We start from the raw sequence: 15,910 nt of genomic DNA on the forward strand, positions 1-15,910 counted from the left end.
AAATAATTAGAAGAAATTAATTGATGACATTTTTAAGTTGTTTCGATATGCTTGTATAACACAAATATTATGAAACGCTCAACTTACTTCTACTCTATTTTGGCTCTACTTTTAATTTTCTCTTGTGGAGAAAACAAAGAAAATACCGAATTTACTGAATACAGTTTCGATACTGAAAACACTTTTGAAAATCAAGAAGCCAAACCCATTCAACAAAAGCGTAAAAAACATGCCATAAAACCTTATTACGTTATGAACAAGCAGTTTGGCATGCCCATTGGAGCCATGCCTATTCCTAATAATTGGACAAAAAAAGAACAGAATTCTGAAAATATATATTTTGAAGGACCTGATGGTATTCAAGTTTTTGGCGAAGTTTCAAATTCATTTTTTTATTCAAATAGTCCAGAAAGAAATCAATATACTTTGCAAACAGGAAGTCAAGTAAAACCTGTAAAAAACATTCAGCGTTTAATAGAAGAGGAATTAAAACCTTTGGTAGAAGCTGAAGGATTTCGATTTAAAAACCAGTTTCCTTTACCACAATTAGCGCAGTTTGACAATAGGTTTAATAGTTACCTCTTTAAATCTACTCCAGAACAAAGACAAAATGATTGTATAGTAACCGAATGGGAAAGTACAGACGGCAAATTAATGATGGTTATTGTAAGATATTATATTGCACAATATACAAGCATTGGTGGTTTGGATTGGGGTTACACTTTAAACAGTTTATTGGCTCCAAAATCTGAATATGATTATGCTAAAAATGCTTATATAAACTCGTTGGTTAACTTTGAAATAAACCCTAAATGGATACAGGTGCATAATCAGTATTATGCACAAACGGCACTACAAAATAATGCTGCACATCAACAACGCATGGCAAATATACAAGCGCATGGAGAACAAATTCGTGCGGCAGGAAGAGCTAGTAGTCAGGCTTTAGACAACCAGTATAATAACTGGAGAAGTGGACAAACAGCTTCAGATGCTAGTCATTCAAAATATATTGATGGAATTTATGAAAGAAGAAATATGACAGATCCTTCAGGAAACATCTATAAAGTTGATGGTTACCAAAACAATGTTTGGATGAATAATAACAATGAATATATTGCAACAGACAACTCTTTATATAACCCAAATACGGACAATACAACCAACGATTATAATTGGCAACAGTTAGAAGAAACAAACAATGGCTACTAAAATTTTCAGTTCATCTTAATAAAATACACTTCGTCAAATATGATGCGAATTATTCCGACTTTCTATTATCTTTAAATTAAGATACAGAAAATTGATATCCAATTGAATACAAAGACAGATAGCACTCAAATTATTGAGCTCATTAAAATAAATGATGAAGGTGTTTTAAAAACCTTATACCAATCCAATTTTTATAAAATTGAAGCTTTTGTTTTAAAAAATAGTGGCACTACGGAACATGCAAAAGACATTTTCCAAGAAGCTTTTATTGCCGTTTGGAAAAATGTAAAAACAAATAAATTTCAACCCCAAAACAATCATTCTTTAAACGGTTATTTATATACCATTTCAAAAAATAAATGGATGGATTATTTACGGTCAAAACATCATAAAAAAACAGTGGTTACTTCCAAATTAAATCACTTTCAAATATCTAATACAGATTCTCTAGATAAACATGATGACATTTTAAAAGAAAACCGATTACAAGATATCATGGAAGCTTTTAAAAACTTGGGCTTACCATGTAAAAATTTATTGACCAAGTTTTATTTTGAAAAAAAATCTATGAATACCATTGCAGAAGAACTGCAATTAGACGCTGCATCTACAAGAAACAAAAAATATAGATGCATGCAAAAATTAAGAGAATTAGCCCTGAAAGATAATTAATAGCATGAACCCAGATTACAACATAACACAAGAAGAGTTGGAATATATAGAGCGTTATATTACAAAAAACATGACGTTCGAAGAATTAGCGGCTTTTGAAGAAAAGCTTAGGAGCAATCCCGATTTTAAAAATCAAGTGGACGATATTAAAACCATGCTTTTAGGCATTGAAACACAAGCCTTAAAAGAAAAACTGGATGAATTCCATAAAGAACTTCCTGAAACAAACACTCCAATAGAAGAGCCTTCAAAGATTAGATACTTGAACATTAAAAAACTGATTGCAATTGCAGCTGTATTTGTAATCTCCTTAGGCAGTTACTGGTTTTTCAACAAAGAATCTCACACAAACTTATACAGCAAGTATTATTCGCCAGATCCTGGATTACCAACGACCATGAGTTCAAGCGATAACTTTATCTTCTACGATGCTATGGTAAATTATAAACGAAAAGATTATAATTTGGCTATTTCTAAATGGGAACCACTACTTATAAAAAAACCAGAAAACGACACATTAAATTATTTTATAGGTTCGGCTTATTTAGCTAATGACAAGGAAGAGTTAGCCATGACATATTTACAGAAAGTGACTCAACTTAAAGAAAATACGTTTAAAAACGAAGCCTATTATTATTTGGGATTAGCTTATTTAAAAGCAAAGAATATAGAACTAGCTAAAAAATACTTAAACTTAAGCACATTCGATAATAGCAAAGAGATTCTTAGTAAATTAAAAGAATAAATTAATTTTCAACTCTATGAATAGAGATTTTTGTTATTTCAGTATTTTTTTATTGCTTTCACTGTTTCTTATTCAAAATAGTCAAGGACAAACTCAGGATTATTTAAATTTAAAAACCATTGATTCCTTTTTATTAAAAGGTTCTACAAAAAAAGCTGATTCTACTGTAAATGCACAATTAGCTTATATTAAGACACATAATCTTACAGACTCACTATACAATTACCCTTATTATATTGGCAAAATAGAGTTGCTAAATTCTAACGCAAAAAATGCATCTATAAAAGCTGAAGCTTTTCTAAAAAGCTTAAACAACCAAACTAAAAACAAGCATACTTATTATAAAGCTTTATTAGATCTAGCTAATTTTTATGATGAAATAGGAAATAACACCAAATCTTTAGAGCATACAAAATTGGCATTAGAGATTGTAAATCAAACTACAGATGCTACTTTAGAAGAAATAGGAAAAGTAGAATACAATGTTGGAGCAACTTATTTATCCTTAGGCAATGTAGGCGAATCTAAAATCTATTTTAAAAAAGCACTAACACATTATGAAGCCTATCCTTCAACTTCTAAAGAACAATTATCAGACGGTTACAATGCTGTTGGTGCAACTATGTGGATGTCCTCAAAACTAGATAGTGCAAAATATTTTTATTCAAAAGCGATAAAAGCGATAAACTCATCCAAAGGAAATCCTCTTAAAAACTTATATCTGGTTACCGTTATAGAATCCAACCTATCGCTTTTAGAGTATACTCAAGGCAACTTATCTGAAGCCATAGACATTCAAAATCAGGTTATTTTAAACTATGAAACTGTTATAAATAATTATCAAGATGATAATATTGTTTCTAAAGCTAAACGATTTCAAGCACGAGCTATTTCAAATTTAGCTGTTTTTTATAACGAACAAGGGAATTTAAAAAAAGCCTATGAACTTATTGTCTATGCCTACGAAAAAAAGAAAACTTTAGTTGAAGCAACTGATGCTAGTTTGCCTACAAACCTCATTCAAATAGGACAATCGCAACTATCTCTTAAAGAGTTTGATGATGCACTTGTTAATCTTCATAAAGGACTGGAGCAATTAAACAACATTCACGATGACAACCCCTATTGGAAAGCTGCAGCCAATCATGCCTTAGCCGAAGCTTATGCTGCTAAAGACAACATTCCATTGGCCATGAAATATTACAATGATAGTGAGCTATTATTTAAAATAGCATTAGACAACACATACGACAAAGAGTTTCTATCCTTCCTAAGGAATAAGGCACTTTTTTTAGCCGAAAACAACCAACCAGAAGAGGCTTTAGCTATTACCACAAATGCATATAATTACATTATAGAAAATGGTGGAGAGAACAATTTCGACGTTTTAAAACAATTCCTAAACTTGGTTAAAGTAAATTATACAATCAAAGATTACAGCAATACTTTAAGATGGGTTGATGAGGCTAAGAATTATTTAAATAAGGTGAGTCCTAAAGCAGATTCTATTCAAATAGAGTTTAACAAACCAGAACTTATTTTATTAGAAACTTCGGCTAAATATTTCTTAAATTCAGAAAAAGACAGCGTATTTCTGCAAGGTTTAGTAAAAGATTTAAATAAAGCGACAAGCATTTTAGAAAAACGAAAAACCACTATCTATAAGCACGAAGACATCAACATTTTATTGTCAGATTATCAAGCCATAAGTTCTTTCGAAAAAAAAATAATTTTAGAATTATACACAAAAACTCAAAATTCAAAATATCTTAATAAATTAATTAGTTTACATGAATCGAGTATATATAACCGAATACGTTCTAGACTAAACTTAAAAAACAACCTATCTTTCTCTCATATTCCTAAACAAATTACCGATCGAGAAAATAATATTAAAAACAAATTAACTGCTTCTTTAGAAGGTACAGGAAATATGAATGATTTTATTCATGCTAACAAAGAATGGGATTCTTATTTGGATTCTTTAAAACAGATGTATCCAAGATATTACAAAATGCGTTATGGCACCATTGAAGAATCTTTAACAGATATAAAAAAACATGTACCAGAAAATACGACAGTTATTAGGTATTTGTTTATAGATACACAATTATACGCATTTGTTATAGACAATTCTCAAACTAATTTATTTAAATTACAGTTTACCAAACAGCAAAACACCATTCAAAAATTACTTAATAATATTTTAAGCTTTCAAGATTCAAACACGCTCATCAACACTTTATACAAACAGCTTTGGGAACCAATGGAAGCCAATATTACTACTAAAAACGTTGTTATAATTCCAGACGAAGAGTTATTTAATTTAAGTTTTGAAATACTAACTGATAAACAAATAACATCTTATTCTGAACTAGCTACCCATAGTCTACTTTCTAAATATATTATCTCTTACAATTACAGTTTATTTTTAATTGATAACAAAAGTAAACCCATGGATTATAAAGATAATTTCATTGCTTTTGTACCGGAATTTAACGATAAGATGAAAGAGAACTATCATATAAAAATTGAAGATTCTTTAGATATTGACAAAACCTACCTAACACTTTTACCACAACCGTTTACAAAAGATTTAGCAAAAAAATCTTCACAACTTTTTAAAGGAGAATCTTTTTTAAATGAAAAATCTACCGAACACATCTTTAAAAATAGCGCCAAAGAGCATAAAATCATTCATATTGGCACACATGCAGAATCTAATAATTTATCACCCGAACTTTCTAGATTGGTATTTGCAAAATCTACAGACACAACAGGAATAGACGATGGTTATTTATTTACCTATGAAATTTACAATACTAATTTATCCTCTAATTTAGCCATACTTACAGCTTGCGAAACAGGTAAACCTACCTATCAAGCAGGAGAAGGTATGATCTCTTTAGCGCATGCTTTTAATTATGCTGGAAGTGAAAGTATTGTAACCAGTCTTTGGAAAGTTGACGAACAATCTAGTACAGAAATTATTGCACTTTTTTATAATAATATTAAAAAAGGTATGGCTAAAGACAGCGCCTTGCAACAAGCAAAATTAGAATATCTTAAAAATGCTAAAGGCCGAACTATAAATCCGCAATATTGGGCTGGCTTAGTTTTAATTGGAGACACTACTCCTATTGATATTTCTACATCTTCTAATGGCATTTTTTGGATTACTGGTATTATAATACTCTTCATATTATTATTTATTATTATAAGAAAGCAGCGTAATAAATAACAAAAAGCTATCAGTATGTACTGATAGCTTTTTTAAAAACTAAAAATAATTAAGAAATCCCTCTTTAATAATTAATAGCTATTTATATATCGGAAACCTTAAAAAATGTGAGCATTAAAAAACCATCACTTAAAAATGATGGTTTTTAGTTTTCTGTTTTTAATTTGCAATCACTATTTTTCTTACGATACTTTTATTGGTTGTTTTTTCCTTAATATTTAAGAAATATACACCATTGGTTAACCTATTTATAGGAATCATGGTTTCTGTAGAAGTAACCTCTCCGCTCATTACAACTTGTCCTAATTGATTAACTAAATGCCACTCACCTTCAAGTAACTTTTCCATTTTAATATTTATGACATCTTTTGCAGGATTTGGATACACACTTAAGGTTTCCGAAGCCATAAGGTTATCGACACTTAAAGTTGCTCCAGGACCTACTAAGTAAATGGAGTTGTTTACAGCTTCAACATTGAAAATAACAAAATTCCCTCCATAATCTGCTTCTATTGTTTCTGGTAAATTATTAGAATTAAGCGAAGCAGCAGAAATAATTTCAAAAATAGCATCGCTTGGTGGTAAATAGCTTAAGATAATGTTAAGAGTTCCACTAATGTCAGCATTATTTTGAATCACTAATTTATCATATTCTAGATCAACGGTTGGACCATCAATTTCTATATTAAATACGGTATCAGCTCCTGCAATTAAATCTCCTGCAATGGTTAAGATACCCGGAGAACTCCCTGGAGATATATCAGAATTTACTTCAAAATTCGTTGGAAATTGTATCAATCCACTTCCTCCAAAATTTGAGTTTGCACCTTGAATTATATCCTCTGTAAAGGCCAAAGTTCCCATCTCACTAATAATATTTGCATTACTATATAAATTAGTTAAGTTGATAGTTGAAGTCCCAGAACCTGTTGTTTTTGTGATGCCATAAGCACCTCTAATATCAAAAGAATGATTAGTTCCACTGGTATAACCTATAGTAATATTATCTGCATTTATGTTATAGTTTACATAATTAAATATCATAATTTTACCATTGTTAATATTCAAATCACCTTGATTATGGTCAATATCAGATTCAAAAGCCCAAATTTCAAAACCATCTTCTAAGGCTTTTAAACCTGAAGTATCTAGAGTTAAACTTCCGTAATTAATTAATAAGCATTGTCTATTAATATCTTCTTTCGATATTTCTCCAGCATTCCATAGTATTGCACCTCCCATATTGTTGTTTATGCCGCTATACACCGATAAATCACCATTAATACCAAGCGTATTATTACGTCCTACTATAATTTCTTTTACATGCGTTACACCTGCGCCGTTAGTATAAGCAGCCCCACCAGCTCCTGGAACGTTAATATAAACGATGTCATCTGCCATAGGAACTCCGTTTGGAGCCCAATTAGCAGCTGTATTCCATTGACCATCTCCTCCTTCTCCATCCCAAGCTTTAGCAGTTGAATAATTAACACCAGTTACTGTGTAATAAATTCCATCATACTCACATTCAACACCAAAAGTAACTTCAATACCAGAAGTTTGGTTTTCTGGTACAAAAAGAGTTGTTGCTGTTCCACAAGACCCTTGATCTCCTTCAATAATATTGAATGTATCCCCTATTTGAGGAGCAAATCCAGGCATATTTATAACCATGTTACCATTGAAAAAATAGTAATTGCAATATATTTTGGTGTATATATCAATTTCATAAATGTATAATTCTACAGTACTAGACGCATCTACGATAAGATCGCCCATTAAATAAATATCACCTTGTACAAAAAGATTAGCAGAGTTTGTAAGTTCCAATGACTCATATTGATAAAACGAAAAACCTCCGTAATAAACAAAATACCCATCAATCAAAATATCATCGCCATCTTGAGGCACATCCAAATAAGACCAATTATAAGGGTCTTCCCAACTATAACCATCACCATCTCCTGTAAATTCGTTCTGAGCAAGAGCACTCAATGAGACACAAAATAGTGTCATAAAAAATAAAATTCGTTTCATAATTAATAGCTTTATATGTTTATATAAACTAACATCGAAAACATTAAAAAATGTGAGCACGAATAAAATTACATTTTAACGAATTGAAATATCTAAGTCTAAAAAATTTATAAGCAATTAACTATTCAGTCAATATATATTATGAATTGGTATAAAAGTCTATGGATATAAAAATGCTAAACAAAAGAGGAAGAGGTTTAATTTTTTTAAAAAATATAAAAGCCCAACATTACTGTTGGGCTTTTATTATTCCTAAACATATAGGAATCAATTTTATATTTGATATTCTCTAAACGAGATTTCTACTTTAGCAGAAATATTATCCTCCAAAGTCATCAAATCTAATATGCTCATCTGGGATTCCAAAATCCTCTCCCATTTTCTGAACAGCTTTGTTCATTAATGGTGGTCCACAGAAGTATAACTCGATATCTTCTGGAGTTTCATGATGATTTAAATAATTATCGATCACACAATTGTGAATGAATCCTACAAACCCATCTCCTGGTGCATCTATATTTTCTTTTACTTTCCAGTTATCTTCTGGAGCTGGCTCAGATAAAGCTAAGTAAAATTTAAAGTTAGGGAAATCTCTTTCTAATTCACGGAAATGCTCTAAGTAGAACAACTCACGTTTAGAACGTCCACCATACCAATAAGTAACTTTTCGACCTGTTTTTAAGGTTTTGAATAAGTGGTATAAGTGAGAACGCATTGGCGCCATTCCAGCTCCTCCACCAACATAAAGCATTTCTGCTTCAGACTCGTTAATAAAGAACTCTCCGTAAGGTCCTGAAATAATTACTTTATCACCTTGTTTTTGATTGAAAATATAAGAGGAAGCAATTCCTGGATTTACATCCATCCAGCCATTCTTAGCTCTATCGAAAGGAGGTGTAGCTATACGCACGTTAAGCATGATTTCTCTTCCTTCTGCAGGGTAAGAGGCCATTGAATAAGCTCTTTCCACTGTTTCTGTATTTTTCATTACTAATGGCCAAAGCTTAAACTTATCCCATTCCGCCTGAAACTTATCTGGAGTTTCGTGTTCTTCCGGATGTGCTGTAATATCCATATCCTTAAAGTTGATGGTACAAGGAGGAATTTCAATTTGAATATATCCACCAGCTTTGTACCCCATATCTTCCGGGATTTCAACTACGAATTCTTTAATAAAAGAAGCTACATTATAATTACGTACAACGGTTGCTTCCCATTTTTTTATTCCAAATACTTCTTCTGGAATAGTAATTTCCATGTCTTGTTTTACTTTTACCTGACAAGATAAACGCGCTCCATGTTGTAATTCTTTACGAGTAAAGTGAGGTGTTTCTGTAGGTAGAGCTTCACCTCCACCAGATAACACATGACATTCGCATTGAATACATGTTCCTCCACCACCACAAGCCGATGGTAAAAATATTTTTTGTGCACTTAAAGTAGATAATAAAGTATCACCTGATCCTACTTCAATAGTTCTTTCTCCATTAATTGTAATCTTTACCGGTCCAGATGGCGATAATTTTTGTTTTACAACTAATAACAACGTAACTAATAACAATGTAATTATTAAGAAAGCGACTACTGTTATTATAACTGTCCCTAAGGTACCTGCTGCTAATATTATCATCTTACTATTTTATTGTGTTGTTAGCTAAAGTTTTGTCTTCTACTTTAGACGTCTCATTTATAGTTTCGTAATTATCTGATTCTTCAAGTGTATTTAAAGACACCTTTGTTTCGGGTACTTCTTTTACTTGAACGGTTTCGGTTTCAGTTTTAGTTGCAGTTTCTTCATCTCCTCCTGTTAACATACCTCCAAAACTCATAAAACCAATAGCCATTAAACCTGTAATAATAAATGTTATACCTAAACCTCTTAAAGGTGCTGGAACATTTGAATATCTAATTTTCTCACGAATGGCTGCAATAGCTAAAATAGCTAAAAACCATCCAATTCCTGAACCAATGCCATACGTTGTAGCCAGCCCTAAAGTTGCTATTTCTCTAGATTGCATGAATAAAGAACCTCCTAAAATAGCACAGTTTACAGCAATAAGTGGTAAGAAAATACCAAGTGAGTTATATAATGATGGTGAAAATTTCTCTACAATTATTTCTACCAATTGTACCATGGTTGCAATGGTAGCAATAAACATAATAAAAGATAAGAAACTTAAGTCGTAATCCGCATATTCAGCACCCAACCAAGCCAAGGCTCCTGGTTGAAGAAGATATTGATCCAGCAACCAGTTTAAAGGTACTGTTATAGCTAATACGAAAATAACTGCAGCACCAAGACCAACAGCTGTTTTTACTTTTTTAGATACAGCAAGGTAAGAACACATTCCCAGGAATACTGAAAATACCATGTTATCTATAAATATCGATTTAAAAAATAATTCTATATGTTCCATATTCTTTTAGTTTTCAGTCGCAGTCCTAACAAACAGTATTTACTGTAATCTACGACTGTACACTGTTTACTGATTAGTCTTCTATTAATGCTTTATTTCTACTACGTTGAACCCAAATAATAATACCTACAACTATTAATGCCATTGGAGGCATAATCATAAATCCATTATTTTCATAGCCAGTTGCATACAATCCTGTCTTTGCAATTGGGTCTCCTAAAACTGGAATTCCAAATAAAGTTCCAGACCCTAATAATTCTCTAAAGAATCCAACAATAATTAAAATTACACCGTATCCTAAAGCGTTTCCAATACCGTCTAAAAAAGAACGCCAAGTACCATTTGCTAATGCAAAAGCTTCAAAACGTCCCATAATAATACAGTTTGTAATAATTAATCCAACAAAAACCGAGAGTGTTTTACTTAGCTCATAAGCAAAGGCTTTTAAAACCAAATCCACAATAATAACTAAAGTAGCTACTACGATTAGTTGCACAATAATTCTAATTTTTGACGGAATGATATTTCTCATTAAAGAAATAACCACATTTCCAACTCCCATTACGAATATTACTGAAATGGCCATTACTAAAGACGCTTTTAATTCGGCTGTAATTGCTAAAGCAGAACAAATACCAAGTACTTGAATAGTAATTGGGTTGTTATCTGCTAAAGGATCTAATATTAGATTGGCATCTTTTTTTGATAAAAGTCCCATAAATTAATTGTTTTTTAAGGTTTTAAAATAAGGCACATATAGTCTCAATTCGCTTTTTAGCATAGCTGAAACACCATCTCCAGTAATTGTTGATCCTGCAATAGCATCTACCTCATTATCTGTTTTATCTATATTTAATGGATCTGCATTTCCTTTGGCTACAGTAACTCCAACAAATTCCCCATCATTCATTAAGTCTTCACCAATAAAATCGTCCATAAAAAATCGTTTATTAATGTTTGCTCCAAGACCGGCTGTTTCACCTTTATGGTCAAAAAATGCGCCTTGAATAACCATATCCTCATCCATTGCTATATAAGCCCAAATAGCATCCCAAAGACCTTTTCCTCTAATAGGAGCTATGTAAAAAGTTTGACCTTCCTTTTCACCAACAAACAAAGGTAATCTTCTCTCTTTACCAGCTTTTGCATTTGTTTGTTCTTTTTTTACATCAATTAAATAGGCTTTATCATCTTCAGTAACTTCATCACCTTGAATTACTAATTGTTTTGTAATATATTCTGAAAATAATTTTGGAGCTTCTTCAGTTGAAACAAAGATAGCATTGCTATCATCGTTTTCATTGATGCCCATAGCATACAAAATATTCTGTTGTTTCTCTAACTCCCTATTAGTAGTAATCTTATCTTTTAAAGATGATGATGCATAGGCTAATAAAGAGCCTACTACTAATACCATTCCTATGGCAAAAATGATGGTGTATGAATTTTTATCTGTTCTCTTTTCCATTATTATGCGTTTTTAACTTTAAGACGTTTCATTCTTTGTTTCACATTCCCTTGAACCACATAATGATCGATTGTTGGAGCAAATACGTTCATTAACAGAATAGCTAACATAACACCTTCTGGGTAGGCTGGATTAAATACACGAATTAAAATAGAAATAAATCCTATTAAAAATCCGTAAATCCATTTACCTTTATTAGTTTGAGAAGCTGTTACAGGATCTGTTGCCATAAACACGGTTCCAAAAGCAAAACCACCAATAATAAGGTGTTGCCAAAAAGGTGTACTCATTAATCCGTAGAATTTACTTCCTTGTGAAATAACCTCGGCATTAACAAGACCATTAAATATTAGTCCCATCACTATAGCTCCTAATACTGATGATAACATAATTCTCCAGCTACCTATTTTTGTGAAGATTAAGAATAAACCTCCTAATATAATTAAGAGTGTCGATGTTTCTCCTATAGAGCCAGGAATATTTCCTATAAACATATCCATAATTTCATGGCCTACTTCTTTTCCTTGAGCTATTGCTCCCAAGATGGTTTCACCTGATATAGCGTCTAAATTTTCTCCTGCTGCAATAGCTTTATCTCTAGCAACTGCTCCATGAACCCATACTTTATCTCCAGACATCCAAGTAGGATATGCAAAGAATAAAAAGGCACGGATGGTTAATGCAGGGTTTAGAATATTCATTCCCGTTCCACCAAATACTTCTTTTCCAATTACTACTCCAAAAGCTACAGCTACAGCAAGCATCCAAAGTGGCGTGTCTATTGGAACAATAAGTGGCACTAACATACCAGTTACTAAGTATCCTTCTTCCACCTCATGTTTCTTTATAACTGCAAATAAAAACTCAATGGCTAGACCTACTCCATAAGAAACAATTACTAGAGGTAATACCTTAATTAATCCTATATAGAATGTATCCAAAGATAAAAACTTAACTGGAACATCTATAGCGTCGTAATGTTGATAACCAGCATTAAAAATACCGAATATCAAACATGGTACCATAGCCATAATAACTATGTTCATGGTACGCTTTAAATCGTCTGCTACTTTAATATGAGTCCCGTTATGAGTGGTCTCATTTGGCAAGTATAAAAAAGTATGTAGCGCATTAAACGCTGGAGCCATTTTGGTTCCTTTATACTTTTCTTTTAAATTATGTAATGTGCTTTTTAAACCCATGGTTCTTTTTTTAAAATTTTTCAGTTTGCTAACAAAATAAATAACGTATTATTTTCATTTTGCCTCACAAAAGGAATCATTATCCAATTTCTTTTATCATTACGTCTAAACCTTTTCTAATAATATCTTGATGCGGCTGTTTAGATACACAAATAAATTCTGTTAAAGCAAAATCTTCAGGGGCCACTTCGTACATTCCTAATGCTTCCATTTCATCTAAATCTGTATACAAACAAGCTTTCAATATTTGTAACGGATAAATATCTAAAGGAAAAACCTCTTCGTAATTACCTGTTAAAACAAAATTTCTGTGTTCTCCATTTGTATTGGTGTCCAATTCAAATTTCTTATTTGGTGTTAACCAAGAAAAAGTAAGCGCTCTAGATGTTGATATTTTATTAAACACCGGCTTATTCCATCCAAACAACTCATAATCGTCTCCTTCTGGAATTACAGTAATTATATTGCTGTAATAATCTAAACTTCCATCTGGTTTTACTTGTTTTCCAGACAATACGTTTCCTGAGATAATACGATCGTTACTATCTTTATCTATACCATTATCGTAAACCATAGTTGCAATTTCGCTTCCAATTATGGTTTTAAAATATCTTGGCTTTTTTATTGAAGAACCAACTAAAGCAACAATGCGTTCTGCATTAAATTTTCCAGTTAATAGCAATTCTCCTATAATTACTAGGTCTTGCGCATTAACGGTCCATACAGTTTCTCCTTTATTTACTGGATCTATTTTATTAATTTGAGTCCCAACATTCCCAGAAGGATGTGGCCCTGAAACTTTATGTAAAGTAATCCCAGACAAACCAGCTAAGGGTGACGATGCATTTTTTCCAACAGACACATGTACTTTACCTTCGGTAAGTTTACATAAAGCTGTAATAGCTGCTTGAAGTTCTGCCTCTTTCCCTTTTAAGGTGTAATCTAAATCTGCTGCTAAAGGTGCAGATGCATAAGCCGAAATAAAAATAGCTTTTGGTGCATTGTTTGGTTTCGCAATAACATCGTAAGGACGTTGCTTTACAAATGGCCAACAACCAGAAGCTAATAAATGAGCTTTTACAGCTTCACCATTTGCCGTCTCAACATCAAATTTTCCAAAATCTTGAAAAACCTGCTCTTTATCTGCTTGAATTTTTACAGCTAATATTTTTCTTTTCTCTCCACGTAAAATCTCTAAAACTTCACCAGAAACAGGCGATGAAAATTTTATTGCTTCGTTGGATTTATCATAAAAAACAGTTTCTCCTGCTTTTAATTTAGCCCCAACTTTTACAACCAATTTAGGAATGACTCCATGGAAATCTTCTGGTCTTAAGGTGTAGTAGTTGCTAATAATAGCATTTTCAGTTGCCTTCTCAGCTTCACCTTTAAGTTTTATATCCAGTCCTTTTTTAATCTTAATGTCGTTTGACATATTTATAAATCTATTTGTTAATAGTAAATGTGATTAAGACTCTTAATTCTCTTAAAAATCGGTGCAAATTTACTAAATTCTATATGAATAAGCACTAGACTTTCCAGAAGAACGTTATTTATTTTCATTCTAAATAAGTTAAAATGGAACGGTATAAAATTTGCTTATATTTACACTCAACTATATTTAAAAAAAATGACAGCTAAGCTTCACATTTACATATACTTCCTATTTATACCTTATTTCTTTTTTGGTCAAACCCAAGAAGTTGTTCCACCAGACTATATTAAAACTATTATTTTTTCTGGAGAAACTCCAGAGAGCCAACTCCCTATTATTAAATTAGGAGACAGAATTGCGTTAACATTTGATGCCCTAAATGGAAATGAAGAGGATTTTTATTATAAAATTGAACACTACAACTACGATTGGACTCCATCTAACCTAACTAAAGCCGAATATATGAACGGCTACGACAACCAACGTATTAGAAATTACGACAACTCCTTTAACACTTACCAAATATACTCTCATTACAATTTAATTATTCCAAACGATAGAACTCGTGGTCTAAAAAAGTCTGGAAATTATATGATTCATATATATAATGATTATGATGAAATTGTGTTTTCAAGAAAGTTTATGCTTTATGAAAACAGCGCCAATGTTGGTGTATTTATTACTAAATCTAGAGACGTAAAATATTTGGAAGAAAAACAATCGGTTGATATAAAAATTAACTCTTCCAGTATTTTATTTAACAACCCTTCTGAAACAGTGAAAACTTTAATTATTCAAAACAATAATTTAAATACAGCTATTTCTAATGTTAAACCACAATATACTTTAGGAAACGAACTTATATATAAGTACACTACAGAAACTAGTTTTTGGGGAGGAAACGAATATTTCTCTTTCGAGAACAAAGATGTTAAAGGCGCTAATGTAGCTATTGAATATATTTCTTTAGAAGATTTATACAATAATTTTCTCTTTACCAATATTGTAAGGCAAGGAAGACCCTACACCTATAATCCAGATATCAACGGAAATTTTGTAATTACAGCATTATATGTTGAAAAACCTTGGATTGAAGCCGACTATGTTTGGGTTCACTTCTCATTATTACCAAGTGATGACATTTTAAACAAATCGATTTATGTTTATGGAAACTACAACAATTACGAATTGACAGAAGCCAACAAAATGCAATTTAACGATGCACGTGGTGTTTACGAAGCTCAACTACTTTTAAAACAAGGTTTTTATAGCTACAAATATGTTTTGGTTGATGATAATAACCAATTGCAAGAAGGAGCCATAAGTGGTAATCATGATGAAACCGAAAACAATTATAAAGTATTAGTTTATTACAGAGATTTAGGAGCTAGATACGATAGATTGATTGGTGTTGGGGAATCAAATTCAATTGATATTACCGATTAAACCATAATAAAGATGCAACTCATCTAATATTTTGT

Annotated in this window: 12 protein-coding genes; 5 read left to right on the forward strand and 7 right to left on the reverse strand. The window is 31.6% G+C overall.

The window, feature by feature from the left end:
* Positions 1-69 precede the first annotated feature (69 nt).
* The 4 genes from OS191_RS08135 (at position 70) to OS191_RS08150 (ending at position 5,870) form a co-directional block, all read left to right on the forward strand.
* Positions 70-1,212, forward strand: coding sequence for a hypothetical protein (locus tag OS191_RS08135; RefSeq protein WP_267155205.1), 1,143 nt, complete (start codon positions 70-72; stop codon positions 1,210-1,212).
* 102 nt (positions 1,213-1,314) lie between these two features.
* The gene (locus OS191_RS08140) at positions 1,315-1,884 is read left to right on the forward strand and encodes an RNA polymerase sigma factor (protein ID WP_267155206.1); all 570 of its coding nucleotides are present in this window, start codon (positions 1,315-1,317) and stop codon (positions 1,882-1,884) included.
* A 4-nt stretch (positions 1,885-1,888) separates the two neighbouring features.
* Positions 1,889-2,629: a tetratricopeptide repeat protein gene (locus OS191_RS08145; RefSeq protein ID WP_267155207.1), complete on the forward strand. Its 741-nt coding sequence runs from the start codon at positions 1,889-1,891 to the stop codon at positions 2,627-2,629.
* Positions 2,630-2,645: 16 nt separating this feature from the next.
* Complete coding sequence (locus OS191_RS08150) at positions 2,646-5,870, forward strand: CHAT domain-containing protein (protein ID WP_267155208.1); 3,225 nt, start codon at positions 2,646-2,648, stop codon at positions 5,868-5,870.
* Positions 5,871-6,029: 159 nt separating this feature from the next.
* Here the strand turns inward: OS191_RS08150 and OS191_RS08155 are convergent, their stop codons facing one another.
* The 7 genes from OS191_RS08155 to OS191_RS08185 all read right to left on the reverse strand — a co-directional run bounded on the left by OS191_RS08155 (position 6,030) and on the right by OS191_RS08185 (position 14,429).
* Entirely contained in the window at positions 6,030-7,907 is a 1,878-nt protein-coding gene (locus OS191_RS08155) for a T9SS type A sorting domain-containing protein (RefSeq protein ID WP_267155209.1), read from the reverse strand.
* A gap of 319 nt (positions 7,908-8,226) precedes the next feature.
* Entirely contained in the window at positions 8,227-9,534 is a 1,308-nt protein-coding gene (gene nqrF, locus OS191_RS08160; protein ID WP_267155773.1) for an NADH:ubiquinone reductase (Na(+)-transporting) subunit F, read from the reverse strand.
* 7 nt (positions 9,535-9,541) lie between these two features.
* A complete protein-coding gene (gene nqrE, locus OS191_RS08165) occupies positions 9,542-10,324 on the reverse strand; it encodes an NADH:ubiquinone reductase (Na(+)-transporting) subunit E (protein ID WP_267155210.1) in 783 nt (260 codons plus the stop codon).
* A gap of 73 nt (positions 10,325-10,397) precedes the next feature.
* Positions 10,398-11,042, reverse strand: coding sequence for an NADH:ubiquinone reductase (Na(+)-transporting) subunit D (locus OS191_RS08170; protein WP_109682163.1), 645 nt, complete (start codon positions 11,040-11,042; stop codon positions 10,398-10,400).
* Between the two features lie 3 nt (positions 11,043-11,045).
* Positions 11,046-11,792: a Na(+)-translocating NADH-quinone reductase subunit C gene (locus OS191_RS08175; protein WP_267155211.1), complete on the reverse strand. Its 747-nt coding sequence runs from the start codon at positions 11,790-11,792 to the stop codon at positions 11,046-11,048.
* Positions 11,793-11,794: 2 nt separating this feature from the next.
* Entirely contained in the window at positions 11,795-12,994 is a 1,200-nt protein-coding gene (locus tag OS191_RS08180) for an NADH:ubiquinone reductase (Na(+)-transporting) subunit B (protein ID WP_267155212.1), read from the reverse strand.
* A 79-nt stretch (positions 12,995-13,073) separates the two neighbouring features.
* Positions 13,074-14,429 carry a Na(+)-translocating NADH-quinone reductase subunit A gene (locus tag OS191_RS08185; protein WP_267155213.1) on the reverse strand — a complete coding sequence of 452 codons (1,356 nt, stop codon included), beginning with the start codon at positions 14,427-14,429 and terminating at the stop codon, positions 13,074-13,076.
* Positions 14,430-14,624: 195 nt separating this feature from the next.
* On the opposite strand from OS191_RS08185, the gene OS191_RS08190 reads away from it, so the two are divergent.
* Complete coding sequence (locus OS191_RS08190; protein ID WP_267155214.1) at positions 14,625-15,875, forward strand: type IX secretion system plug protein; 1,251 nt, start codon at positions 14,625-14,627, stop codon at positions 15,873-15,875.
* Positions 15,876-15,910: the final 35 nt, after the last annotated feature.

Origin of the sequence: Xanthomarina sp. F2636L, assembly GCF_026410195.1 — a bacterium.
Lineage (GTDB): Bacteria > Bacteroidota > Bacteroidia > Flavobacteriales > Flavobacteriaceae > Xanthomarina.